The sequence below is a fragment of the Pseudoclavibacter chungangensis genome, assembly GCF_013410545.1.
GTDB classification, from domain to species: Bacteria; Actinomycetota; Actinomycetes; order Actinomycetales; family Microbacteriaceae; genus Pseudoclavibacter; species Pseudoclavibacter chungangensis.
Genome location: NZ_JACCFV010000001.1, coordinates 1,943,615 through 1,969,023, shown reverse-complemented (window position 1 = coordinate 1,969,023; position 25,409 = coordinate 1,943,615). Strand labels below are relative to the sequence as shown.

At 67.6% G+C, this 25,409-nt stretch carries 15 protein-coding genes and 3 rRNA genes; 15 read left to right on the top strand and 3 right to left on the bottom strand.

Annotated elements, in window-relative coordinates:
- Positions 1-93: 93 nt before the first annotated feature.
- Positions 94-843, bottom strand: a complete 750-nt coding sequence (locus tag HNR16_RS08815) for an amino acid ABC transporter ATP-binding protein (RefSeq protein WP_158041875.1) — start codon at positions 841-843, stop codon at positions 94-96.
- A gap of 227 nt (positions 844-1,070) precedes the next feature.
- Between HNR16_RS08815 and pheS the strand changes: the two genes are divergently transcribed.
- Together pheS and pheT are read left to right on the top strand one after the other, a co-directional pair.
- Entirely contained in the window at positions 1,071-2,123 is a 1,053-nt protein-coding gene (gene pheS, locus HNR16_RS08810) for a phenylalanine--tRNA ligase subunit alpha (protein ID WP_158041876.1), read from the top strand.
- Positions 2,124-4,694, top strand: coding sequence for a phenylalanine--tRNA ligase subunit beta (gene pheT / locus HNR16_RS08805; RefSeq protein WP_158041877.1), 2,571 nt, complete (start codon positions 2,124-2,126; stop codon positions 4,692-4,694).
- A gap of 133 nt (positions 4,695-4,827) precedes the next feature.
- On the opposite strand, the gene sufU is transcribed toward pheT, so the two are convergent.
- Positions 4,828-5,283: a Fe-S cluster assembly sulfur transfer protein SufU gene (gene sufU, locus HNR16_RS08800; protein WP_158041878.1), complete on the bottom strand. Its 456-nt coding sequence runs from the start codon at positions 5,281-5,283 to the stop codon at positions 4,828-4,830.
- On the bottom strand, positions 5,280-6,581 hold the full coding sequence (locus tag HNR16_RS08795; RefSeq protein ID WP_158041879.1) for an aminotransferase class V-fold PLP-dependent enzyme: 1,302 nt from the start codon (positions 6,579-6,581) through the stop codon (positions 5,280-5,282). The genes sufU and HNR16_RS08795 overlap by 4 nt, the downstream gene beginning before the upstream one ends.
- A 145-nt stretch (positions 6,582-6,726) precedes the next feature.
- On the opposite strand from HNR16_RS08795, the gene argC reads away from it, so the two are divergent.
- The 13 genes from argC (at position 6,727) to HNR16_RS08730 (ending at position 25,407) form a co-directional block, all read left to right on the top strand.
- Complete coding sequence (gene argC / locus HNR16_RS08790) at positions 6,727-7,773, top strand: N-acetyl-gamma-glutamyl-phosphate reductase (RefSeq protein ID WP_158041880.1); 1,047 nt, start codon at positions 6,727-6,729, stop codon at positions 7,771-7,773.
- A complete protein-coding gene (gene argJ, locus HNR16_RS08785; RefSeq protein ID WP_158041881.1) occupies positions 7,770-8,930 on the top strand; it encodes a bifunctional glutamate N-acetyltransferase/amino-acid acetyltransferase ArgJ in 1,161 nt (386 codons plus the stop codon). The genes argC and argJ overlap by 4 nt, the downstream gene beginning before the upstream one ends.
- Positions 8,927-9,826 (top strand): acetylglutamate kinase, encoded by a 900-nt coding sequence (argB, locus tag HNR16_RS08780; protein WP_225737973.1) that lies wholly within the window; start codon positions 8,927-8,929, stop codon positions 9,824-9,826. The genes argJ and argB overlap by 4 nt, the downstream gene beginning before the upstream one ends.
- A gap of 61 nt (positions 9,827-9,887) precedes the next feature.
- Positions 9,888-10,826 carry an ornithine carbamoyltransferase gene (argF, locus tag HNR16_RS08775; protein ID WP_158041882.1) on the top strand — a complete coding sequence of 313 codons (939 nt, stop codon included), beginning with the start codon at positions 9,888-9,890 and terminating at the stop codon, positions 10,824-10,826.
- A gap of 105 nt (positions 10,827-10,931) precedes the next feature.
- Positions 10,932-11,684, top strand: a complete 753-nt coding sequence (gene lipB, locus HNR16_RS08770) for a lipoyl(octanoyl) transferase LipB (protein ID WP_158041883.1) — start codon at positions 10,932-10,934, stop codon at positions 11,682-11,684.
- Positions 11,681-12,757: a lipoyl synthase gene (gene lipA, locus HNR16_RS08765; RefSeq protein ID WP_158041884.1), complete on the top strand. Its 1,077-nt coding sequence runs from the start codon at positions 11,681-11,683 to the stop codon at positions 12,755-12,757. Before lipB ends, lipA begins: the two co-directional genes overlap by 4 nt.
- Before the next feature lie 151 nt (positions 12,758-12,908).
- On the top strand, positions 12,909-14,318 hold the full coding sequence (argH, locus tag HNR16_RS08760) for an argininosuccinate lyase (protein WP_158041885.1): 1,410 nt from the start codon (positions 12,909-12,911) through the stop codon (positions 14,316-14,318).
- Between the two features lie 8 nt (positions 14,319-14,326).
- Positions 14,327-15,016, top strand: coding sequence for a DNA-3-methyladenine glycosylase (locus HNR16_RS08755; protein WP_158041886.1), 690 nt, complete (start codon positions 14,327-14,329; stop codon positions 15,014-15,016).
- Between the two features lie 72 nt (positions 15,017-15,088).
- Complete coding sequence (tyrS, locus tag HNR16_RS08750; RefSeq protein WP_158041887.1) at positions 15,089-16,393, top strand: tyrosine--tRNA ligase; 1,305 nt, start codon at positions 15,089-15,091, stop codon at positions 16,391-16,393.
- A 592-nt stretch (positions 16,394-16,985) separates the two neighbouring features.
- Positions 16,986-18,507, top strand: a 16S ribosomal RNA gene (locus HNR16_RS08745).
- Between the two features lie 407 nt (positions 18,508-18,914).
- Positions 18,915-22,022 (top strand): 23S ribosomal RNA (locus HNR16_RS08740).
- Between the two features lie 137 nt (positions 22,023-22,159).
- Positions 22,160-22,276, top strand: a 5S ribosomal RNA gene (gene rrf, locus HNR16_RS08735).
- Together the 16S, 23S and 5S rRNA genes form the textbook arrangement of a ribosomal RNA operon.
- Before the next feature lie 1,646 nt (positions 22,277-23,922).
- On the top strand, positions 23,923-25,407 hold the full coding sequence (locus HNR16_RS08730) for a hypothetical protein (protein ID WP_179558171.1): 1,485 nt from the start codon (positions 23,923-23,925) through the stop codon (positions 25,405-25,407).
- Positions 25,408-25,409: the final 2 nt, after the last annotated feature.

Genomic DNA, 25,409 nt, shown 5'->3' with positions numbered 1-25,409 from the left:
GCCGAGGAGGAAGGACGGCGATGTCGTCCCCGCTCCGGCGCGTCGTCGGCCCGTCTCCGTCGGTGGAGAAAGCGATGGCCGGGTGGAATTGGGTCAGTGCGTGATGAGCTTCGAGAGGAAGTCCTTCGATCGGTCGGTCCTGGGGTTGGTGAAGAACTCCTCCGGTGTCTCGTCCTCGAGGATCTGCCCGTCGGCCATGAAGACCACGCGGTCGGCGGCCTTCCGCGCGAAGCCCATCTCGTGCGTCACGACCACCATGGTCATTCCCTCGCGTGCGAGTTCGACCATGACGTCGAGCACCTCGTTGATCATCTCGGGGTCGAGGGCGCTCGTCGGTTCGTCGAACAGCATGACCTTGGGCCTCATCGCGAGCGCCCGGGCGATCGCGACGCGCTGCTGCTGGCCACCGCTCAACTGGGCCGGCAGCTTGTTCGCCTGGTGGCCGACACCGACGCGATCGAGGAGCTTGCGCGCCTCGGCCTCGGCCTCGGCCTTCGAGACGCCACGAACCTTGATGGGCCCGAGCGTCACGTTCTCGAGGATCGTCTTGTGCGCGAAGAGGTTGAAGGACTGGAACACCATGCCGACCTCGGCGCGGAGATTCGCCAGTGCCTTGCCCTCGGCGGGAAGAACCTTGCCGTCGATCCGGATCTCGCCCGAGGTGATCGTCTCGAGCCGGTTGATCGTCCGGCACAGGGTCGACTTGCCCGAGCCCGATGGACCGATGACGACGACGACCTGGCCCCTCTCGACGGTGAGGTTGACGTCCTTGAGCGCGTGGAAGTCGCCGTAGTGCTTCTCGACGTGGTCGACCACGACGAGAGGTTCGCTCTGATTTGCCATGCAGTGATTTCAGCATGAACGAGCCCTCCATGCGGAAGTTCTTCGAACTTTGCAACATGATGGTTACCGGCAACCCAAATATGTGACAATCCGCCACTTGCGGCTCGCGCGCGCTGTGCAGTAGGCGACGCCCGAGCGGTTCGACACGTAACACTCGAGCGGTTCGGCGCCGAGGCCCGTGCGTTCGAACGGCGACCGGATGCCCGGAACGACTAGACTCGGACGCCGTGTCTGAATCCCCGAACAGCTCGAACCCGATCACGCCCGACGCGGTGGATGCGGCGGTCGAGGCCGGACTCGAAGCGATCGCGACGGCGGCCGACTCGGCCGCGCTGAAGGTCGTCCGCGGCGCCCACCTCGCCGACGGCTCCCCGCTCGCGGGGCTCAATGCCGCCCTGCGTCATCTTCCGAACGACGAGAAGAAGGCGTCGGGGAAGCTCGTCGGCCAGGCGCGCGGTCGGCTCAACACCGCGTACGCCGCCCGCGAGGAAGAACTCGCCCGTGCGGAGGCCGAGCGTCGCCTCGCGGAGGAGACGGTCGACGTCACGACGGCCGGCTCGCGCGACCCGCTCGGTGCACGCCACCCACTCACCGCGCTGCAGGACCGCGTGAGCGACATCTTCGTCGGCATGGGGTGGGAGATCGCCGACGGCCCCGAACTCGAGAACGAGTGGTTCAACTTCGACGCGCTCAACTTCGACGCGGACCACCCGGCTCGGGCGATGCAGGACACGTTCTTCGTCGAGCCCGTCGACCGGCACCTCGTCATGCGGACGCACACCTCGCCCGTGCAGGTCCGGTCGCTCCTCGAGCGCGGCGTCCCCCTGTACGTGCTGTGCCCCGGGCGCACGTTCCGGACGGACGAGCTCGACGCGACGCACACGCCCGTCTTCATGCAGTTCGAGGGGCTCGCGATCGACCGCGGCCTCACGATGGCCCACCTGCGCGGCACGCTCGAGCACTTCGCGCGAGCGATGTTCGGCGACGAGGCGCGCATCCGCCTCCGCAACAACTACTTCCCCTTCACCGAGCCGAGCGCCGAGATGGACATCTGGCACCCCGGCGCGAAGGGCGGCCCGCGCTGGATCGAGTGGGGTGGCTGCGGCATGGTGCACCCCAACGTCCTCCGCGCCGCGGGTGTCGACCCCGACGAGTACCAGGGGTTCGCCTTCGGCATGGGGACGGAGCGCACGCTCATGTTCCGCAACGAGCTGAGCGACATGCGCGACATGGTCGAGGGCGATATCCGCTTCAGCGAGCAGTTCGGGATGGTGATCTAGGTGCGCGCACCGATCGGTTGGTTGCGTGAGGTCGTCGACCTCCCCGTCCAGGTGAAGCCGAAGCACGTGCTCGACGCGTTCGTGCGCGTCGGGCTCGAGGACGAGGCGGTGCACGGCTTCGACGTGACCGGCCCCGTGGTCGTCGGTGAGGTGCTCGAGCGCACGCCCGAGCCGCAGTCGAACGGGAAGACCATCAACTGGTGCCTCGTCCGCGTCGCCCCCGAGGGGGAGGAGACGGCCGACGGCGGTGCCGACGTCCGTGGCATCGTCTGCGGGGCGCACAACTTCGAGGTCGGCGACAAGGTCGTCGTGACGCTGCCGGGCGCCGTGCTGCCGGGTGGTTTCGCGATCGCCGCGCGGAAGACGTACGGGCACGTGTCCGACGGCATGATCGCCTCGGTGCGCGAACTCGGGCTCGGTGACGAGCACGACGGCATCCTCGTGCTCGCGACCCTCGGCCTCGACCCCGAGGTGGGCAGCGATGCGAAGGCGCTCCTCGGTCTCGACGAGCAGGCGATCGAGGTCAACGTGACGCCCGACCGCGGCTACGCGATGTCGATCCGCGGCCTCGGCCGCGAGTACTCGCACGCGACGGGCGCGACGTTCCACGATCCCGCCGTGCGGCCGGAACTCGAGGCCATCGCCCACGATGCGCTCGCGACCGATCCCGGAGCGGTCCGCGTGCCGGTCACGGTCACGGAGGACACGAGCGTCCGTGATCAGGACGCCGTGACCGTGTTCTCCGGGACGGTCGTCACGGGTGTCGACCCGACCCTACCGACCCCGCCGTGGATGCGCGCGCGACTCACGCTCGCGGGCATCCGACCCCTCGGCCTGCTCATCGACATCACGAACTACGTCATGCTCGAACTCGGGCAGCCGATCCACGGCTACGACCTCTCGCGACTGCGCGGAGGCATCGGTGTGCGGCGGGCCGAGGCGGGCGAGCGACTCGAGACCCTCGACGGCAAGGTCCGTGACCTGAGCACCGAGGACCTCGTCATCACGGACGACCGCGGCGCGATCGGTCTGGCGGGCGTCATGGGCGGGGCCGAGACCGAACTCGGCCCCGAGACGACCGACGTCTACATCGAGGCCGCCGGGTTCTCGCCCATCTCGATCGCCCGCACGGCGCGGCGGCACAAGCTGCCGAGCGAGGCGTCGCGACGTTTCGAGCGCGGCGTCGACCCGCGCGTCGCGCAGGTCGCCGGAGCGCGCGTGGCGGAGCTCATGGTGCTGCTCGCTGGCGGCGAGCTGCAGCCGTCGGGATCCCTCTTCACCCGCTTCCCGACGCCCGAGGCGCTCACGCTCCCCGTGGACGCACCCGAGCGGATCATGGGCGTCGAGTACGCGGACGACGAGATCGTCGGCGCGCTCACGGCCGTCGGCTGCGAGGTGTGGGAGGAGGCACCGGGCGTACTCGGTGTCACGCCGCCGAGCTGGCGTCCCGATCTCGTGAACCAGGTGGCGCTCGTCGAGGAGGTCGGCCGACTCTGCGACTTCGAGCGCATCCCCTCCGTCCTCCCCGTCGCGCCTCCCGGGCGCGGCCTCACGCGCGAGCAGCGGCTCCGCCGCCAGACGGCCGACGTGCTCGCGGCGTGGGGGGCGACGGAGGTGCTGAGCTATCCGTTCACGACGGTCGCGGACAACGATCGCTTCGGCCGTCCCGACGACGGCACGACGCCCGCCGTCAAGCTCGCGAACGCGCTCGATGCGACGACCGCCTGGCTCCGGACGAGCATGCTCCCGGGCCTCCTCGGCGTCGCCCACCGCAATCGTTCCCGCGGTCTCACGGACCTCGCGATCTTCGAGATCGGCACGCTCTTCCGGCCAGGCGAGGGGCAGGAGCTCGGTGTCGCCGAGCTGCCCGACACGAGCGGTCGGCCGCTCGACGCGGAGCTGCAGGCGCTCGCCGACGGGCTGCCCTCGCAGCCGCGCGGCCTGGGCGCGGTCCTCGTGGGGGAGCGCACCGAGAAGTCGCCGCACCTGGCGGCCGCGGACTACGGCTGGCAGGACGCGATCGAGCTCGTCCGGCGTGTGGGCCTCGCGACCGCGTGCGAGATCGGTGTCCGACAGGCGACGCATCACGCGTTCCACCCCGGCCGCTGCGCCGAACTCGTCGTCGTCGACGCCGAGGGGACGTCGCACGTCGTCGGCTACGCGGGCGAGCTGCACCCGGACGTCGCCGAGGCGCACGATCTGCCGCGCGTCGTCGGTGCGGTCGACCTCGACCTGAGCGCCGTGATCGAGCTCGGCAGGCGGGACGTCGTCGCCGCGACGATCGTCGGGTTCCCCGCGGCGACGCAGGACCTCTCGCTCGTCGTCGCGGCGGACGTCCCGGCCGGCGACGTCCGGGCCGCGGTCGTCGAGGGGGCCGGCGAGCTGCTCGAGCACGTGCACCTCGTCGACGACTACCGCGGGCGCGGGCTCGAGGACGACGAGAAGTCGCTCACGTTCGCGCTGCGCTTCCGGGCCGACGACCGCACGCTCACCGCGGCGGAGGCGACGGCGGCGAAGGAGGCGGGCGCGGCGCTCGCCGGCGAGCGCTTCGGGGCACGCATCCGCGCCTGACGCGACCCGGCACGACGCGAACGAGGTGGGCCCGGGCGATCCGATCGGATCACCCGGGCCCACCTCGTTCGCGTCGGCACCGACGACGACACGACGCCGACGTCGTCGCGCTCGACAGTTCGTTCTGGCCGGCTCAGTCGCGGCTGACGCGCGCCTCGGCGACGGCCGCCTCGAGGGCGACCCAGGCGAGCATCGCGCACTTCACGCGCATGACGAACTTCGCGACGCCGCGGAACGCGATCGCGTCCTCGAGCAACTCCTCGTCCGCCTCGCTCGGCTCCCGACGCCGGAGGAGCTCGCGGAACGTCGAGACGAGCTCGTCGACCTCCTCGACGGTGCGCCCGACGGCGAGCTCCGAGAGCACCGAGGCGGACGCCATGGAGATGCTGCACCCGTCGCCCTGCCAGGCGAGCGCCTTGACGCGCTCGCCGGTCGCGTCGAGCCGGACGCGCATCGTCAGTTCGTCGCCGCACGTCGGGTTGCGCTCGAAGTGGGCGGCGTCCGCGTCGGGCAATTCGCCCTCGCCCGCCCGCCGCCTCGAGTGGTCGAGGATGACCTCCTGGTACAGCGACGCGAGCGGATCGCTCACGACGCGACCCCGAAGTAGCTCCGCACGTCGGCGACGGCCTCGAGCAGACGCTCGACCTCGGACGACGTCGTGTAGAGGTAGCTGCTCGCACGCGTCGAGGCGGTGAGCCCGAGCCGCCGGTGCAACGGTTGGGCACAGTGATGCCCGCCGCGCACCGCGATGCCGCGGGCGTCGAGGAACTGGGTCACGTCGTGCGCGTGGACGCCGTCGACCGCGAAGCTCGCGAGACCGGCCCGTGGGACGTCCGCGGCCGGACCGATGACGCGAACACCGTCGATGCCTTCGAGGCCGCGCACGAGACGCGCACCGATCGCGCGCTCGTGTGCGTCGATCCGCTCGAGTCCCACCGCCTGCAGGTACCGGACGGCCTCGGCGAGTGCGACGGCCTGGCTCACGGGCTGCGTGCCCGCTTCGAAGCGCAGCGGCGGCGCCATGAACTCGGTCGCCTCCATCGTGACGGTCGTGATCATCGATCCGCCCGTCCGCACGGGTGGGAGCGCATCGAGGAACTCGGGGCGGCCGTAGAGGACGCCGATGCCGGTGGGGCCCAGCATCTTGTGCCCCGAGAACGCCGCCGCGTCGACACCGAGCGCGGGGAGGTCGAGTGGTCGGTGCGGCGCCGATTGACACGCGTCGAGGACCGTGGCGGCGCCGACCGCCCGCGCGAGCTCGACGAGCTCGGCGACGGGCGCGACGAGTCCCGTGACGTTCGAGACGTGGGCGAACGCGACGACGCGAGTTCGTGGGCCGATGCGGGCGGCGGCGTCGTCGAGTGTCCACGTCCCGTCGTCGCGCACGGGCACGTAGCGCAACTCGGCCCCCGTGGACCGGGCCAACTGCTGCCAGGGAACGAGGTTCGCGTGGTGCTCGGCCTCGGTGATGAGGATCTCGTCGCCCGGGCCGAGCGCGAGACGCTTCGCCTCGGGTCCGCCGAAGCCGTGGGAGGCGCGATCGAGACCGCCCACGACGAGATTGAGCGCGTCGGTCGCATTGAGTGTCCACGAGATCTGTTCGGCCTCTGCACCGACGAACCCCGCGACGGTCGCGCGGGCGTCCTCGTACGCCTCCGTCGAGCGGGCCGCGAGGGTGTGCGCGCCACGGTGCACCGCCGCGTAGTCGTGCTCGAGGAACCCGCGCTCGGCGTCGAGCACCTGGCGGGGCCGCTGCGAGGTCGCACCCGAATCGAGATACGCGAGCGGCTCGCCCTCGATCGACTGGCCCAGGATGGGGAAGTCCGCGCGGATCGCGTCGACCTCGGCGTCGGTGAGGCCGACGCTCGAGTCGGTGAGTCGGGTCATGGTCGTCCTTCCGTACCGTGCAAGCCTAGCCACGCGCGCCCGCACGGACCGGGAGTGTGACGCCCGTGCATCCCGACGGCTCCGCGGACGACGGCGCGGGGAGGACGGCGCGGGGCCACGTCGACGACGCCGTAGGATCGAGTGCATGTCCTACTCCGTCGCCGTCGCAGGTGCCAGCGGGTATGCCGGGGGAGAGCTGTTGCGGCTCCTCGCCGCGCACCCGCAGTTCGAGGTGCGCACCGTCACCGCCCACCAGAACGCCGGCGAGCCGCTCCGACGCGTGCACCCGCACCTCGCGAGCTACGGCGACACCGTGCTCGCGCCGACGACGGCGGACTCACTGCGCGGCCACGAAATCGTGTTCCTCGCGCTCCCGCACGGGCACTCCGGTGCCATCGCCGAACAGCTCGGTGGCGACGCGCTCCTCGTGGACTGCGGGGCCGACCACCGGCTCGAATCCGCCCAGGACTGGGCCGACTACTACGGTGGCGACCACTACGGCTCGTGGACCTACGGCATGCCCGAGCTGCCCCTCGCCGACGGCGGACGACAGCGTGCCGCGCTCGGCGGCGTGCGTCGCATCGCGGTGCCCGGGTGCAACGTCACGGCCGTGACCTTCGCGCTCGCGCCCGCCATCACGCGGGCACTCGTCGAGCCCCGCGACCTGACCGCCGTCCTCGCCGTCGGCCCGTCGGGTGCGGGCAAGAAGGCCTCGGTCGACCTGCTCGGGTCGGAGCTCATCGGCTCGGCGAACCCGTACGCCGTCGACGGCGGGCACCGGCACAATCCCGAGATCCGGCAGAACCTGCGTCGTGCGGGCGGCACCGAGGTCGCCCTCACGTTCACGCCCGTGATCGTGCCGATGTCGCGCGGTATCCTCGCGACGACGAGCGCGCGACTGCGCGAGGGCGTCTCGCTCGCGGACGTGCGCGCCGCGTTCGACGAGGTCTACGCCGACGAGCGCTTCATCGACCTCCTGCCGGCCGGCGTCTGGCCGCGTTCCGGCGACGTGACCGGATCGAACCGCGCCGCGATCGGTGTCGGCGTCGACGAGCGCGCGGGACGCCTCGTCGCCGTCAGTGCGATCGACAACCTCGGCAAGGGCACGGCCGGCGCCGCCATCCAATCCGCAAACCTCGCCCTGGGGCTCGACGAGTCCCTCGGCCTCCCACTGGACGGAGTCGCACCATGAGCGTGACCGCACCGAAGGGCTTCCGCGCCGCGGGCGTGACGGCAGGCCTCAAATCGACGGGCAAGCGCGATGTCGCACTCGTCGTCAACGACGGGCCGTCGGCCGCCGCCGCGGCCGTCTTCACGAGCAACAGGTGCATCGCGAACCCGGTCATCTGGTCGAAGCAGGTGCTCGCCGACGGCACGGTCTCCGCGGTCGTCCTCAACTCGGGCGGGGCGAACTGCTACACGGGTGCGTTCGGCTTCGCGACGACCCACCACACGGCCGAGGCGGTCGCCGACGCGATCGGCGTGTCCGCGGGCGACGTCGTCGTGTGCTCGACGGGACTCATCGGGGTGGGTGACGAGACGTTCCGCCGCCATGTGCTCGACGGCGTCGCCCTCGCGGCGGACGTCCTCGAGGACGGTGCGGCGGCGGGAGACCGCGCGGCCGAGGCGATCATGACGACCGACACGGTCGCGAAGACCGCGACGCGCGAGGGTCCCGGGTACACGATCGGTGCCATGGCGAAGGGGGCGGGCATGCTCGCGCCGGGCCTCGCGACGATGCTCGTCGTCATCACGACCGACGCCGACCTCGAGTCCGCGGGTCTCGATGCGGCCCTCCGCGCCGCGACGCGCACGACGTTCGACCGGCTCGACTCGGACGGCTGCATGTCGACGAACGACACGGTCGTGCTCCTCGCCTCGGGCGCCTCGGGTGTCACTCCCGGTGCGGAGTTCACGCAGCTGCTGACGGAGCTGTGCGCCGAGCTGTGCCGCAAGCTGCAGCAGGACGCCGAGGGCGCGAGCCACGACGTGACGATCACGACGGTCGGCGCCGCGAGCGAACAGGACGCCGAGGACGTGTCCCGAGCGGTCGCCCGATCGAACCTCTTCAAGGCGGCGATCTTCGGCAACGACCCGAACTGGGGCCGGGTGCTCGCGGCGGCGGGCACGACGGACGCGACGTTCGATCCGCTCGTGCTCGACGTCACGATCAACGGGGTCATGGTCTGCAAGGAGGGCACGCCGCACGAGCCCGCCGATCGCGTCGACCTGACCCCCCGCGACACGCTCGTCGAGATCGATCTGCACGCCGGGACCGACACCGCGACGATCCTGACGAACGACCTCACGCACGACTACGTGCACGAGAACAGCGCCTACGCCTCGTGACGCCCGAGCAGGTGCACGACGACCGCGCCCAGGCGACGGTCAAGGTCGAGACGCTCATCGAGGCGCTGCCGTGGATGCAGCGCTATCACGGGCAGATCCTCGTCATCAAGTTCGGCGGCAACGCGATGGTCGACCCGTCGCTCCTCGAAGCGTTCGCGAGCGACATCGCGTTCCTCCGGTACGCGGGTGTCCGCCCCGTCGTGGTGCACGGCGGCGGCCCGCACATCTCCCGCATGCTCGACCGGCTCGACATCCGCAGCGAGTTCCGTGGCGGGTATCGCGTCACGACGCCCGAGGCGATGGAGGTCGTCCGGATGGTGCTCGGGGGACAGGTGGCGCGCGAGCTCGTCGCCGCGATCAACGACGTCGCACCGATCGCGACGGCGTCGAGCGGCGAGGACGCCGGGCTCTTCCAGGCCCGGCGCAAGACGATCGGGAACGACGGGCGACCCGTCGACCTGGGGCTCGTCGGCGAGATCGTGGCGGTCGACCCGCGGGTCGTGAAGGCCGACATCGCGGCGGGACGGATCCCCGTCGTCTCGACGATCGCATCCGATCTCGACGCCCCGCGTCACGCGCTCAACATCAACGCCGACCGGGCGGCCGCGGCGCTCGCCGCGGCCCTGGGCGCCGCCCGGCTCGTCATGCTCACCGATGTCGCCGGCCTCTACGCCGATTGGCCGAACACCGACTCCCTCGTCTCGGACATCTCGGTGGCCGAACTGCGCGAGCTGCTGCCGAGCCTCGAGTCGGGCATGATCCCGAAGGTGCAGGCCTGCATCGAGGCGGTCGAGGGCGGCGTCGAACAGGCATCGATCACCGACGGTCGCGTGCCGCACTCCATCCTGCTCGAACTGTTCACCCACGAGGGCTTCGGGACGATGGTGCACCCGTGAGTGCGCACGCTCCGAAGCTCCACCCGAACGGCACGACCATCCGCACCGAAAGGACGATCCCGTGATCCGACACCTCCTCCGCGACGACGACCTGACCCGCGTCGAGCAGGGCGAGATCCTCGACCTCGCCGAGCGGCTGAAGCGCGATCGGTTCGCCGAGCGACCGCTCGAGGGGCCGAAGACGGTCGCGGTCATCTTCGACAAGACCTCGACGCGGACGCGCGTCTCGTTCCACGTCGGCATCTCCGATCTCGGTGGCTCCCCACTCGTCATCTCGACCGAATCGAGCCAATTGCTCGGCAAGGAGACGGCCCACGACACGGCCCGGGTGCTGGAGCGCATGGTCGAGGCGATCGTGTGGCGCACCTACGGGCAGGCGGGCCTCGAGGAGATGGCCGAGGGGACGACGATCCCCGTCGTGAACGGCCTGAGCGACGACTTCCACCCCTGTCAGCTCCTCGCCGACCTCCTCACGATCCGTGAGCACCGCGGCGAGTTGGCGGGACAGCGCGTCGTCTTCATCGGTGACGGTGAGAGCAACATGGCGCACTCGTACCTGCTCGCGTGCGCGACCGCGGGCATGCACGTCGCGGTCGTGGCACCTGAGGGCTACCGTCCGCGCGCCGACATCGTCGAGGCCGCCGAGCGCATCGCCGCGGAGGAGGGCGGATCCGTCACGACGGGTGATGACCTCCTCGGTCTCGTGCGCGACGCCGATGTCGTCGTCACCGACACGTGGGTGTCGATGGGGCGCGAGGACGAGAAGCAACGCCGCATCGACGACCTCTCGCCCTACCGGGTGACGCCCGAGGTCATGGCCGCCGCGAAGCCCGACGCCGTCTTCATGCACTGCCTCCCGGCCGACCGGGGCTACGAGGTCGAACCAGCCGTCATCGACGGGCCGCAATCGATCATCTGGGACGAAGCGGAGAACCGCGTCCACGCGCAGAAGGCGCTGCTGGCGTGGTTGCTCGCGAAGGCGGCCGAGACGGTTTCCTGACGCCGGACATCCGTCGCACGCACACGTCGTCCTCGCGGACGGGGTGGACCAAGCGATCGCTCATCCAATTCATGGATTGAGTTCAAGAAGTGCTACGGTGCCCGCATGACCTTCCAGCAGCACCTGCTCGGCCGGGTCGCGGCCGATGATGTTCCGTGCGGCGTCGACGCGCTGCCCGACGTCCCTGGGCTCGTGCGTCGGGACGGCCTCGTCGACTACCGTGCGAGCCTCGAGCTCCAGGCGGCACTTCGCGAGGACGTCGTGTGCGCAGCGCGTGGCCCGTCCCTCCTCGCACTCGAGCACCCGCCCGTCTACACGGCAGGCCGTCGGGCCTCACGCGACGAGTACCCCTACGACGGGACGGACGTGGTCCCGATCGAGCGCGGCGGGCGTCTCACCTGGCACGGACCGGGACAGCTCGTCGTGTACATCGTCGGCAGGCTCAGGAACCGCACCGATGCGTCCGGTCTCGTCCGCGGCGTCGAAGCCGCGGTGATCGAGGTGCTCCGGGAGCTCGGGCTCGGGGTCGACAGCGTGGACGGTCGCTCCGGTGCGTGGCTCCCGGCGGATCGTCGCGGGCCCGCCCGCAAGGTCGCCGCGATCGGCCTCGCGATCCGCCGCGGCGTCACGAGTCACGGGGTCGCCGTCAACTGCACGAACGATCTTCGTCCGTTCGGGCTCATCGTGCCGTGCGGGATCAGTGACGCCGGCGTCGGGAGTTTCGCGGACGCCGGCCTTCAGGACGTCACGCCGGCGGTCCTGGCACCGCGACTGCTCGACGGACTCGAGCGCCGGATCGGTGAGCGGTACGAGACGGTGACGTCCCCGCTCGGACGGACTCGCGTGGTGCTCGCATGACGACCGTCGAACGGGGCGAACGCCGCCTGCTGCGCGTCGAGGCCCGCAACAGTGCGGTTCCCATCGAACGAAAGCCCGAGTGGATCCGGACGACGGCGAAGCGCGGTCCCGCCTTCGAGGAGCTGCAGACGCTCGTCCACGATCAGCAGCTCCATACGGTGTGCCAGGAGGCCGGTTGCCCGAACCAGTTCGAGTGCTGGGAGGACCGTGAGGCGACCTTCCTCATCGGTGGTGCCCAGTGCACCCGTCGCTGCGACTTCTGCCAGATCGACACGGGCAAGCCCGCCAGGCTCGATGTCCTCGAGCCGCGCCGTGTCGCCGAATCCGTTCGCACGATGGGTCTGCGGTACGCGACGGTCACAGGCGTCGCCCGTGACGATCTCGAGGACGAGGGGTCGTGGCTCTATGCGGAGACGGTGCGCGCGATCCACGCGATGAACCCGTCGACCGGGGTCGAACTGCTCATTCCCGACTTCTCGGGCAACGAGGAACACCTCGAGCGCATCGTGGCGTCCGCTCCGGAGGTCTTCGCGCACAACGTCGAGACCGTGCCGCGGATCTTCCGTCGTATCCGCCCGGCGTTCACGTTCGAGCGTTCCCTCGACGTCCTGCGCTACGGGAAGGCGCGCGGGCTCGTCACGAAGTCGAACCTGATCCTCGGCATGGGGGAGACCGACGACGAGATCGAGGAAGCGATGGTCGAGCTGCGCCACGCGGGGTGCGACCTGCTCACCATCACCCAGTACCTTCGGCCCTCACCGCGACATCATCCCGTCGAACGCTGGGTCGAACCCGAGGCCTTCGTGGAGTGGGGGGATCGGGCCGAAGCCCTCGGATTCGCCGGGGTCCTGTCCGGCCCGCTCGTGCGCTCGTCGTATCGGGCAGGCCGTCTGTGGGCGACCGCGATGCGGCACCACGGACGCCCACTGCCCGAACATCTCGTCCACCTCGACCGCCCCGGCTCCGTGTGGCAGGAAGCGCGCGCGGTCGTGGAACGTCGGCGTTCCCGTCCGGTCTCGACCGGAGTCCGCAGGACGGGTGCACGGGCGGGACGGTCGGCCGCGGAGCAGTAGACTCGGGTCCCGCGATGACGGTTCGCCCGACGGCGCCGATGACGAGCGCCGTTCGCACGCTTCACGCCACCGCCCCGATGGTCCGGGTGAGTGGCGGTGCATGCATTCGCCCGATGGGCGGGCGACTGATCGGTGAGTGGATGGGAGACGCATGATCGAGCACAACGAACGCGCCGGTGAGGCCGGCGCCCTCTGGGGCGGACGCTTCGAGGGCGGGCCGTCGCCGGAGCTCGCGCGACTCTCGAAGTCGACCCACTTCGACTGGGCCCTCGCGCACTACGATCTCGCGGGCTCGCGCGCGCACGCTCGTGCGCTCGCCCGCGCCGGGTATCTCGACGACGACGAGCTCACGGGCATGCTCGCGGCGATCGACGAACTCGAGGCTCGCGTCTCGTCCGGTGCGTTCGTCGCGGCCGAGTCGGATGAGGACGTCCACTCCGCGCTCGAACGCGGACTCGTCGAGATCGCGGGTGCATCGCTCGGTGGCAAGCTCCGGGCGGGGCGCAGCCGCAACGACCAGATCGCGACGTTCGTGCGCATGTACCTGCGCGACCACTCGGCGATCGTCGCCGGACTCGTCCGGGGGCTCGCGACCGCGATCGCCGACCAGGCGGCGGCGCACCTCGACGTCGTGATGCCCGGACGCACGCACCTGCAGCACGCGCAGCCCGTTCTCCTCGCCCATCACCTGCTGGCCCACGCGTGGCCGCTCGTGCGCGACCTCGACCGACTCCGCGACCTCGACCGCAGGCTCGACGAGTCGCCCTACGGCTCGGGAGCGCTCGCGGGGTCGACGCTCGGTCTCGACGCCGAGTTCGTCGCGCACGAACTCGGCTTCTCGAACGCCGTCGACAACTCGATCGACGGCACGGCCGCGCGCGACCTCGTCGCGGAGTTCGCGTTCGTCGCCGCGCAGATCGGCATCGACGTGTCGCGCTTCGCGGAGGAGATCATCGTCTGGAACACGCGTGAGTTCGGCTTCGTCACGCTGCACGACTCCTGGTCGACGGGCTCGAGCATCATGCCGCAGAAGAAGAATCCGGACATCGCGGAGCTCGCGCGGGGCAAGTCGGGCCGGCTCATCGGCAACCTGACCGGGCTCCTCGCGACGCTCAAGGCGCTCCCGCTCGCCTACAACCGCGACCTGCAGGAGGACAAGGAGCCCGTCTTCGACTCGGTCGAGACGCTCGAGGTCCTGCTGCCCGCGTTCACGGGCATGGTCGCGACCACGACGTTCCACGGCGAGCGCATGCGCGAACTCGCGCCGCAGGGGTTCTCGCTCGCGACCGACATCGCGGAGTGGCTCGTGAAGCACGGCGTGCCGTTCCGTGACGCCCACGAGATCTCGGGGGAGTGCGTCCGCCTCGCGGAGGGGCGCGGCATCGAGCTCGACGAACTGAGCGACGAGGACTTCGCGTCGGTCTCGCCGCACCTCACGCCGGCGGTGCGCGAGGTGCTCACGGTCGACGGATCCGTCGCGACGCGCGACGGTCGGGGCGGGACGGCGCCCGTTCGCGTCGCGGAACAGCTCGAGCGGCTGCGCGTGGCGCTCGGCGACTGATCGGCGACGTGTCGGCGGAATCGGGCGGGACAGGGCGCCCCTCGACCGGGAACGACTGGGCGGCTCGCGAGCTCGCCCGACCCGCGGTCGAGAGTGCGCCGCTCCTGCTGGGTGCGCTCCTCACGCGGCGCGACGCCGAGGGCGCCGTGACCGTGCGGATCACCGAGGTGGAGGCCTACGAGGGCGCGAGGGATCCCGGTTCGCACGCGTACCGCGGGCCGACGCCGCGCACGCGGCCGATGTTCGAGGCCGCCGGTCACGTCTACGTCTACCGCTCGTACGGCATCCATCTCTGCCTCAATCTCGTGTGCGGTCATCGGGGTGCCGCCGCCGGTTGCCTCGTGCGCGCGGGCGAGGTCGTCGAGGGCGAGGATCTCGCGCGGCGGCGACGTGCTGCGGTCCGGCGTCCCGGAACGGTCGAGCCGCGTTCGCGCGACCTCGCACGCGGCCCGGGCAATCTCGGTCTCGCGCTCGGGGTGCGCCTCGAGGACTCCGGTCGCCGTGTGGACGAGCCGCCGTTCGCGTTGCATCCGCCGGCGGTGCCCGTCGCGCGGGATCTCATCGTGCGCGGCCCGCGCGTGGGACTCGCCCTCCCCGGTGGTGCCCCCGCGTTCGATTGGCGGTTCTCGATCGCCGCCGATCCGACGGTCTCCCGCTACACGGCCCACCGATCGCACCGCGACGCGGACGCGGAGTGAGATGGTGACGAGCCACCCGGTGCGCGGTGCGGGCGTGCGACCGACGGGTCCGACGATTGGTACGGTGATCCGGTGACTGATCGCGACCTCGCCTCGCAGGCGAACGACCCGACCTTCGAATCCGTTCTCGACGAGCTCGAGTGGCGTGGCTACATCCACGTCTCGACCGACCTCGACGATCTGCGGGCCAAGCTCGAGGCCGGTCCGATCACGTATTACTGCGGTTTCGACCCGACGGCGCCGAGCCTGCACCTCGGCCACCTCGTGCAATTGCTGCTCCTCCGGCGGCTCCAGCTCGCGGGCAACCGACCGCTCGGGCTCGTCGGTGGCTCGACGGGACTCGTCGGCGACCCGCGGCCCACGGCCGAGCGCACGCTGAACTCTCGCGAGACGGTTGCCGAGTGGGTCGAGGGCCTGCGCGCCCAGATCGGCCGCTACCTGTCGTTCGAGGGTGCGAGCGCCGCGCGCATGGTGAACAACCTCGACTGGACGGCCCCGCTGTCGGCCATCGATTTCCTGCGCGACATCGGCAAGCACTTCCGGGTGGGCGCGATGCTCAAGAAGGACGCCGTCTCGGCCCGGCTCAACTCCGAGGCGGGCATCTCGTACACGGAGTTCAGCTACCAGATCCTCCAGTCGCTCGACTTCCTCGAGCTGTACCGCCAGTACGACTGCGTCCTCCAGACCGGCGGCTCCGACCAGTGGGGAAACCTGACCGGGGGAGTGGATCTCATCCGCCGTGTCGAGGGCGCACACGTGCACGCACTCGGGACGCCCCTCATCACGAACACCGACGGGACGAAGTTCGGGAAGTCCGAGGGCAACGCCATCTGGATCGACGAGAACCTCACCTCGCCGTACGCGTTCTACCAGTTCTGGCTCAACACGGACGACGCCGATGTGATCGCGCGACTCAAGATCTTCACGTTCCGGACGCGGGAGGAGATCGAGGAGTTCGAGCGACTCGTCGCGGAGGAGCCGTTCCGGCGTGCGGCCCAGAAGGCGCTCGCCCGCGAGGTGTGCGCGCTCGTCCACGGACAGGCGGCGACCGATGCAGCGATCGCGGCGTCCGAAGCGCTGTTCGGTCAGGGTGATCTCTCGGCTCTCGAGCCGGCGACGCTCAGCGCCGCGGTCGACGAGTTGCCGAACGCACACGGCGCCGCCGGCGTGACGGTCGCGCAGGCACTCGTCGACACGGGGCTCGCGAAGAGCCTCGGGGAGGCGCGTCGCGCGATCGCCCAGGGTGGTGTCGCGCTCAACAACGAGAAGGTGACCGACGAACAGGCCGACATCCCCGCCGATGCCGCCCTGCCCGGTGGGGTCGCGATCGTCCGCCGGGGCAAGAAGACCCTCGCGGGCATTCGACTCGAGGCGTGATGCGGGCCGGGACACCGGCATGACGACGACGGCGCGGGCGCACCCCTGGAGGGTGCGCCCGCGCCGTCGTCGTGCCGGGCAGGCGCATGTTCGGTGAACGGACGGGGTCGGCGACACGCCCGGGATCCGGGTGATTTGGCACGGGCGCCCCGTCATGCGTAAAGTAATCACTCGTTGCCCGGCAGGAGCGAAACGCAAAAGCGGAAAAGCCCCGGTCAAAGGCAACAAAACTCCGAAAGAAGTAGCTCGCCACGGCGAGCGAAGCACCTCGGAGACACGGTCACCACCACTCCCGTTCGGCGGGTCGCCTTGTGCGGCACATGAACGTGAGGTAAAGTGACCGGGCTGCCTCGGGTGGAACGGCGAACGCCGGGCCCCGGGAGCGTCCGATCCTTGAGAACTCAACAGCGTGCACATTGTCAAATGCCAAATTTTACCTCGTGGCGTCCCGTTTTTGGGGTGTCATGATTCCTTTTGGATTGATTGATTGTCAGTAATGATGGTCTGTTGGTCAGATCAGCTCTGCTGTCCTTCGGGATGGTGAGTAGTGTTTCCTGGTTGGCTCTTTCGGGGGTTGGCTGGGGTTTATGCATTTACGGAGAGTTTGATCCTGGCTCAGGACGAACGCTGGCGGCGTGCTTAACACATGCAAGTCGAACGATGAAGCCGGAGCTTGCTCTGGTGGATTAGTGGCGAACGGGTGAGTAACACGTGAGCAACGTGCCCTTGACTCTGGAATAACTTCGGGAAATCGGAGCTAATACTGGATATGAGATGCGGCCGCATGGTCTGTGTCTGGAAAGATTTATCGGTTGGGGATCGGCTCACGGCCTATCAGCTTGTTGGTGAGGTAATGGCTCACCAAGGCGACGACGGGTAGCCGGCCTGAGAGGGTGACCGGCCACACTGGGACTGAGACACGGCCCAGACTCCTACGGGAGGCAGCAGTGGGGAATATTGCACAATGGGCGCAAGCCTGATGCAGCAACGCCGCGTGAGGGATGACGGCCTTCGGGTTGTAAACCTCTTTTGGCAGGGAAGAAGCGAAAGTGACGGTACCTGCAGAAAAAGCACCGGCTAACTACGTGCCAGCAGCCGCGGTAATACGTAGGGTGCAAGCGTTGTCCGGAATTATTGGGCGTAAAGAGCTCGTAGGCGGTTTGTCGCGTCTGCTGTGAAATCCCGAGGCTCAACCTCGGGCCTGCAGTGGGTACGGGCAGACTAGAGTGCGGTAGGGGAGATTGGAATTCCTGGTGTAGCGGTGGAATGCGCAGATATCAGGAGGAACACCGATGGCGAAGGCAGATCTCTGGGCCGCTACTGACGCTGAGGAGCGAAAGCATGGGGAGCGAACAGGATTAGATACCCTGGTAGTCCATGCCGTAAACGTTGGGCGCTAGATGTGGGGACCATTCCACGGTTTCCGTGTCGTAGCTAACGCATTAAGCGCCCCGCCTGGGGAGTACGGCCGCAAGGCTAAAACTCAAAGGAATTGACGGGGGCCCGCACAAGCGGCGGAGCATGCGGATTAATTCGATGCAACGCGAAGAACCTTACCAAGGCTTGACATATACCGGAAACGGCCAGAGATGGTCGCCCCGCAAGGTCGGTATACAGGTGGTGCATGGTTGTCGTCAGCTCGTGTCGTGAGATGTTGGGTTAAGTCCCGCAACGAGCGCAACCCTCGTCGTATGTTGCCAGCACGTTATGGTGGGAACTCATATGAGACTGCCGGGGTCAACTCGGAGGAAGGTGGGGATGACGTCAAATCATCATGCCCCTTATGTCTTGGGCTTCACGCATGCTACAATGGCTGGTACAAAGGGCTGCGATACCGCGAGGTGGAGCGAATCCCAAAAAGCCAGTCTCAGTTCGGATTGGGGTCTGCAACTCGACCCCATGAAGTCGGAGTCGCTAGTAATCGCAGATCAGCAACGCTGCGGTGAATACGTTCCCGGGCCTTGTACACACCGCCCGTCAAGTCATGAAAGTCGGTAACACCCGAAGCCGGTGGCCCAACCTTTTGGAGGGAGCCGTCGAAGGTGGGATCGGTGATTAGGACTAAGTCGTAACAAGGTAGCCGTACCGGAAGGTGCGGCTGGATCACCTCCTTTCTAAGGAGCACTGCACCCCTTCGGGGGTGGCAGAGGCCAGATCGGACGCGAATGTCGTTCGCTGGTGCTCATGGGTGGAACATTTGACATTTCTGGTGGGTTTGCTGCTGGGTCGTGAGTACGCCTTCGGGTTGGAAAGTGGTTTGGTGGTGGGTTTGCTGGGTGCACGCTGTTGGGTCCTGAGGGACCGGGCCTGATGCCGTTTGGTGTCGGAGCTGGTTTCTCGGCCCGTGTTGGGGTCACTCGGTTTGAGTGGTTCGGCTCGGGACCGGCCGTATGTTGAGAACTACACAGTGGACGCGAGCATCTTAGATCGTCGCGGTTCTTCGGGATCGTGGCGGTCACTTATGTGACATCCCTTTTTGGGGTGCCACTGGTCAAGAACATAGTTTCTTGTTACTCATGGTGATCAAGTTTCTAAGAGCAAACGGTGGATGCCTTGGCATCTGGAGCCGAAGAAGGACGTGGTAATCTGCGATAAGCCTCGGGGAGCCGATAAACGGGCTGTGATCCGAGGATGTCCGAATGGGGAAACCCCGCCAGACCCTTTTGGTGTGCTGGTGACTCCCGCCTGAATATATAGGGCGGGTTGAGGGAACGTGGGGAAGTGAAACATCTCAGTACCCACAGGAAGAGAAAACAACAGTGATTCCGTTAGTAGTGGCGAGCGAACGCGGATCAGGCTAAACCGGTCGTGTGTGATACCTGGTAGGGGTTGCATGATCGGGGTTGTGGGACTTTCTGGCTGCGCTACCGAGCAGCGAGCGTGACAGCGAAGTATAGGTGAACAGGTTTGAATGCCTGACCATAGTGGGTGTGAGTCCCGTAACCGAAATGCTTCAATGGCGTAGAGAGTATCCCAAGTAGGACGGGGCCCGAGAAATCCCGTGTGAATCTGTCAGGACCACCTGATAAGCCTAAATACTCCCAGATGACCGATAGCGGACAAGTACCGTGAGGGAAAGGTGAAAAGTACCCCGGGAGGGGAGTGAAATAGTACCTGAAACCGTTTGCTTACAATCCGTCGGAGCACCCTTGTTGGTGTGACGGCGTGCCTTTTGAAGAATGAGCCTGCGAGTTAGCGATATGTGGCGAGGTTAACCCGTGTGGGGTAGCCGTAGCGAAAGCGAGTCTGAATAGGGCGATTCAGTCGCATGTCCTAGACCCGAAGCGAAGTGATCTATCCATGGCCAGGTTGAAGCGAGGGTAAGACCTCGTGGAGGACCGAACCCACCTAGGTTGAAAACTGGGGGGATGAGCTGTGGATAGGGGTGAAAGGCCAATCAAACTTCGTGATAGCTGGTTCTCTCCGAAATGCATTTAGGTGCAGCGTTGCGTGTTTCTTGCCGGAGGTAGAGCTACTGGATGGCCGATGGGCCTCAACAGGTTACTGACGTCAGCCAAACTCCGAATGCCGGTAAGTGAGAGCGCAGCAGTGAGACAGTGGGGGATAAGCTTCATTGTCGAGAGGGAAACAACCCAGACCACCGACTAAGGTCCCTAAGCGTGTGCTAAGTGGAAAAGGATGTGGAGTTGCAGTGACAACCAGGAGGTTGGCTTAGAAGCAGCCACCCTTGAAAGAGTGCGTAATAGCTCACTGGTCAAGTGATTCCGCGCCGACAATGTAACGGGGCTCAAGCACACCACCGAAGTCGTGGATTTCATACTTGTGACAAGCCTTTGTGGTTCAGTCGTATGGAGTGGTAGGAGAGCGTCGTGTGGCGAGTGAAGCGGCGGTGGAAACCAGCCGTGGACGCTACACGAGTGAGAATGCAGGCATGAGTAGCGAATGTCGGGTGAGAAACCCGACCTCCGAAAGACCAAGGGTTCCAGGGTCAAGCTAATCTTCCCTGGGTAAGTCGGGACCTAAGGCGAGGCCGACAGGCGTAGTCGATGGACAACGGGTTGATATTCCCGTGACCGACGAAGAACCGTCCCAATCAATCCAGTACTGCTAAGAGTCCGAATCCGGCCTCCGCCCTTCGGGGTGGCTGCCGGCCTAGCGCTCGACCCGATCTGGTGCGGTTAGCGTGTTAACAGGTGTGACGCAGAAAGGTAGCCGAACCGGGTGAATGGTTGAATCCGGGCAAGGATGTAGGGTGAGTGATAGGCAAATCCGTCACTCGTATAGCCTGAGATCTGACGCGGAAGTCGTAAGACGTAGTCGGTGATCCTCTGCTGCCAAGAAAAGCATCGACGCGAGGTTCTAGTCGCCCGTACCCCAAACCGACACAGGTGGTCAGGTAGAGAATACCAAGGAGATCGAGAGAATCGTGGTTAAGGAACTCGGCAAAATGCCCCCGTAACTTCGGGAGAAGGGGGGCCTGACGCGTAGTACCTCTTGCAGGGAAAGCGTGTTTGGGCCGCAGAGACCAGTGGGAAGCGACTGTTTATCAAAAACACAGGTCCGTGCGAAGTCGCAAGACGATGTATACGGACTGACGCCTGCCCGGTGCTGGAAGGTTAAGAGGAAGGGTCAGCCTTTGGCGAAGCTCTGAATTTAAGCCCCAGTAAACGGCGGTGGTAACTATAACCATCCTAAGGTAGCGAAATTCCTTGTCGGGTAAGTTCCGACCTGCACGAATGGCGTAACGACTTCCCAGCTGTCTCAACCGCGAACTCGGCGAAATTGCATTACGAGTAAAGATGCTCGTTACGCGCAGCAGGACGAAAAGACCCCGTGACCTTTACTATAGCTTGGTATTGGTATTCGGTGTGACTTGTGTAGGATAGGTGGGAGACTTTGAAGCATGCACGCCAGTGTGTGTGGAGTCATTGTTGAAATACCACTCTGGTCATTCTGAATATCTAACTTCGAACCGTGATCCGGTTCAGGGACAGTGCCTGGTGGGTAGTTTAACTGGGGCGGTTGCCTCCCAAAATGTAACGGAGGCGCCCAAAGGTTCCCTCAACCTGGTTGGCAATCAGGTGTCGAGTGTAAGTGCACAAGGGAGCTTGACTGTGAGACTGACAAGTCGAGCAGGGACGAAAGTCGGGACTAGTGATCCGGCAGTGGCTTGTGGAAGCGCTGTCGCTCAACGGATAAAAGGTACCTCGGGGATAACAGGCTGATCTTGCCCAAGAGTCCATATCGACGGCATGGTTTGGCACCTCGATGTCGGCTCGTCGCATCCTGGGGCTGGAGTAGGTCCCAAGGGTTGGGCTGTTCGCCCATTAAAGCGGTACGCGAGCTGGGTTCAGAACGTCGTGAGACAGTTCGGTCTCTATCCGCTGCGCGCGTTGGAAATTTGAGAAGATCTATCTTTAGTACGAGAGGACCGAGATGGACGAACCTCTGGTGTGTCAGTTGTTCCGCCAGGAGCACCGCTGATTGGCTACGTTCGGAACGGATAACCGCTGAAAGCATCTAAGCGGGAAGCCGGCTTCAAGATGAGATTTCCGTCCCTTCGGGGTGAAGGCTCCCAGTAGACGACTGGGTTGATAGGCCGGATGTGGAAGTGGGGACCAAAGACCCATGGAGCTGACCGGTACTAATATGCCGATGACTTGATAACACCCATCATTCGTGGTGGGGTGCACGTAACACTGAGACTCTTGACGAGTGCTCGCGTCCACTTTGTGGTTCCCGATAGACGGACGGAACCGCCACACGCAGCGCGTGTGGTCTGTATCGATTCACTATCCATAGTGTTTCGGCGGCCATAGCGAGCGGGAAACGCCCGGTCACATTCCGAACCCGGAAGCTAAGACGCTCAGCGCCGATGGTACTGCAGGGGGGACCCTGTGGGAGAGTAGGTCACCGCCGGACTTCTTTTCGAAGGCCCACCCCGACACGGGGTGGGCCTTCGGCATTTCCGGACCACTTTCCACGTGGCCAGGACGTGTTGCCTGCCGCAGGCACGTCGCCCCGCCGCGGGTAGACTGGTCCCACGGCTCTGGTGAGCCGTGACAACTCGACAGCGCATCCCCCAGGGAGAGGACCCACATATGAGCGAGCGGAACGATCAGGCCGGCGGAGAATCGCGGCGACGGGACGCCTCACGTGGGTCGGACCACCGCGGTCCTCGGTCGGACCGCTCGAAGCGGAGTGACGGCCCGAAGCGGTCGGACGGCTGGAAGGGTGCGGGCGGTGCCTCCGGTTCGGGCGGCGGCCAGGGGCGACGCTTCGGCGCAGACCGGGACGACGTACGCGGTGATCGGCGCGATGGTGCGCGTCAGCAATGGAGCGATCGGCCGCGCTCGTCGTCGGGTGACCGACGAGGTGGGGGTGGTGGCCGTGACGGTGCGCCGTGGCGACGCGACGACGAGCGTGGCGGCGCGGATCGTCGAGGCGGACAGCGGCGTGAGTTCGGTTCCGGTTCGGGTCGTCGGGATGATCGTGGTGGGGATCGGCGTGAGTTCGGTTCCGGTTCGGGTCGTCGGGATGATCGTGGTGGGGATCGGCGTGAGTTCGGTTCCGGTTCGGGTCGTCGGGATGATCGTGGTGGGGATCGGCGTGAGTTCGGTTCCGGTTCGGGTCGTCGGGATGATCGTGGTGGGGATCGGCGTGAGTTCGGTTCCGGTTCGGGTCGTCGGGATGATCGTGGTGGGGATCGGCGTGAGTTCGGTTCCGGTTCGGGTCGTCGGGATGATCGTGGTGGGGATCGGCGTGAGTTCGGTTCCGGTTCGGGTCGTCGGGATGATCGTGGTGGGGATCGGCGTGAGTTCGGTTCCGGTTCGGGTCGTCGGGATGACCGCGGAGCGAATCGCCGTGACGGCGGCGGGTCGTCGTGGCGCGATGAGCGCAGTGGTCGCCCCGAGCGGCGCGACGACGCCGGACGCGGTCGAGAATCGCGCGAGGGCTCGTACCGTGACCGTGACCGTGACCGTGATCGTTCGTACGGCGGGCGCGGCGGCGACGATCGACGGGGCCGCGACGGTGACCGTCCGCGGCGCTTCGACGGTGCCGACCGACGAGGCGAGGGGCGGGGCCCCGCCCGCAGTGGCGGGGGCTTCCGGGACGGCGACGGCTCATCGCGTGATGACCGGAGCCGCGATCGCGGGGCCAGGGGTTCCGCGGGCGCACGAGACGTCCGTGGTGGTGAGCAGCGAAGCGGACGCGGCGAGCGTTCCGGTGGTTCGTGGGACTCCGGACGTCGTTCGTCGGGGCCCGGGGATCGCACGGAACGCGGCGGTGAGCGTCCGCGTCGCTCGTACGACGGGGGCGACGGGCGCGATCGTTCGGCCCGCCCGCGCACGTTCGAGGGCGATGGCCGTCGCTCCCACGACGGCGGCCACCGCGACGGTGGCGGACGCTCCGGCGACCGGAAGCCGTTCGCCGGGGGCCGGCGCCGTGACGACGACCGCGGGAGCGGCCGGTCGGGGCAGGGATCCTTCGATCGCGGACGCGGGCGTCACGAGGACGCACGCGAGCCGCTCACCGAGGAGGAGCTGCTTCGTCGTTCGCTGAAGTCGGTGCGCACCGAGCACGACGATCCCGAGCTGCCCGACGAGATCACCGAGCGTGACCTCGCGGGCGGGGCACGCATGGAACTCAAGACGCTCACGACGGAGAACGCGGAGTTCGTCGCTCGGCACCTGGCGATGGCCTCGATCGTGATCGACTCGGACCCCGAGCTCGCCCACCGCCACGCGCTGAGCGCCTCGCGTCGCGGCGGCCGCATCGCGATGGTCCGGGAGACGCTCGCGATCACGGCGTACGCGACCGGCGACTTCGCCCTCGCCCTGCGCGAGCTGCGCACGTACCGCCGCATCAGCGGGAGCGACGACCAGCTCGCGCTCATGATCGACAGCGAGCGGGGCCTCGGGCGCCCCGATCGCGCGCTCGAGCTCGGTCGTTCCGTCGACCTCTCGACGCTGTCGCCCGCGGAGCGCGTCAACGTCGCGATCGCGATGTCCGGCGCACGACTCGACCAGGGCAAGCCCGAACTCGCACTCGCCGAGCTCGAGATCGAGCAGCTCGACGAGCGTCGCGCGTTCTCCTACTCGCCCGCGCTCTTCGCGGCGTACGCGGAGGTCCTCACCGAACTCGGGCGCGACGGGGAGGCGACGCGCTGGGTGTCGCTCGCCGAGCGGGCCGAGCGGGCGCTCGAAGCGGCCGCGCACGACGAGCACGAGACCGTGCGGGTCGTCACCGAGCCCCTCGAGGGTGCCGAGCTCGAGGCATACCTCGTGGCGCACCCCGAGCCCGTCGACGAACCCGTGGACGCCGCCGAACAGGTCGACGTCGCCGAGGGGCCGGAGACGGTCGAGGCCGACGGCGTCGAGGGACGTGCGCTGGACGACGCCGTCGACGACGCCGAGGTCGCGTCGGACGCCGACGTGGTCGATGAGGCCGTCGTGGTCGTCGACGGGGGCGTGGTCGATGAGGTCGACGTGGTCGATGAAGTCGACGAGGCCGTCGTGGTCGTCGACGGGGGCGTGGTCGATGAGGTCGACGTCGTTGATGACGCGGACGTGGTCGTCGACGCCGACGCGGCCGTTGGAGCGGACGCGGGCGACGGCGTCGTGGCCGACGCGGCCGTTGGAGCGGACGCGGGCGACGGCGTCGTGGCCGACGCGGCGGTCGCGTCCGATGCGAGCCCGGAGGCCCGGGTGGATGCCGCGTCGGATGCGAGGGTGGACGCGGAGTCCGGCGTCGAGGGCGACGGTGTCGAACCCGAGACCGCCGTTGCGGTCGAGCGACCCGCCACGGTCGCGGGTGACGGGGCGCCGGCCGGCGAGGCCACGAGCCCAGCCGGATCCGAGGTGGACGAGGACGCCGGAGAGCCGTTGACGACCGACGAGCTCGAGGCGCCAGAGACCGCCGAGGCGCCAGAGGCCCCCGAGGCCCCAGAGACCCCCGAGGCGGCCTCGCAGTCCGAGGCGGCCGGAACGTCCGACGCATCGCGTGGGACGGCGTCGGCCTCGACCGAACGCGACGACGACGGAGAGGTGTGATC

Excerpts from the sequence above, each read along its gene's own strand:
- HNR16_RS08815 (WP_158041875.1), bottom strand. The coding sequence starts at position 843 with ATGGCAAATCAGAGCGAACCTCTCGTCGTGGTCGACCACGTCGAGAAG.
- argH (WP_158041885.1), top strand. The coding sequence starts at position 12,909 with ATGATCGAGCACAACGAACGCGCCGGTGAGGCCGGCGCCCTCTGGGGC.
- argC (WP_158041880.1), top strand. The coding sequence starts at position 6,727 with ATGTCCTACTCCGTCGCCGTCGCAGGTGCCAGCGGGTATGCCGGGGGA.
- lipA (WP_158041884.1), top strand. The coding sequence starts at position 11,681 with ATGACGACCGTCGAACGGGGCGAACGCCGCCTGCTGCGCGTCGAGGCC.
- lipB (WP_158041883.1), top strand. The coding sequence starts at position 10,932 with ATGACCTTCCAGCAGCACCTGCTCGGCCGGGTCGCGGCCGATGATGTT.
- argJ (WP_158041881.1), top strand. The coding sequence starts at position 7,770 with ATGAGCGTGACCGCACCGAAGGGCTTCCGCGCCGCGGGCGTGACGGCA.
- HNR16_RS08795 (WP_158041879.1), bottom strand. The coding sequence starts at position 6,581 with ATGACCCGACTCACCGACTCGAGCGTCGGCCTCACCGACGCCGAGGTC.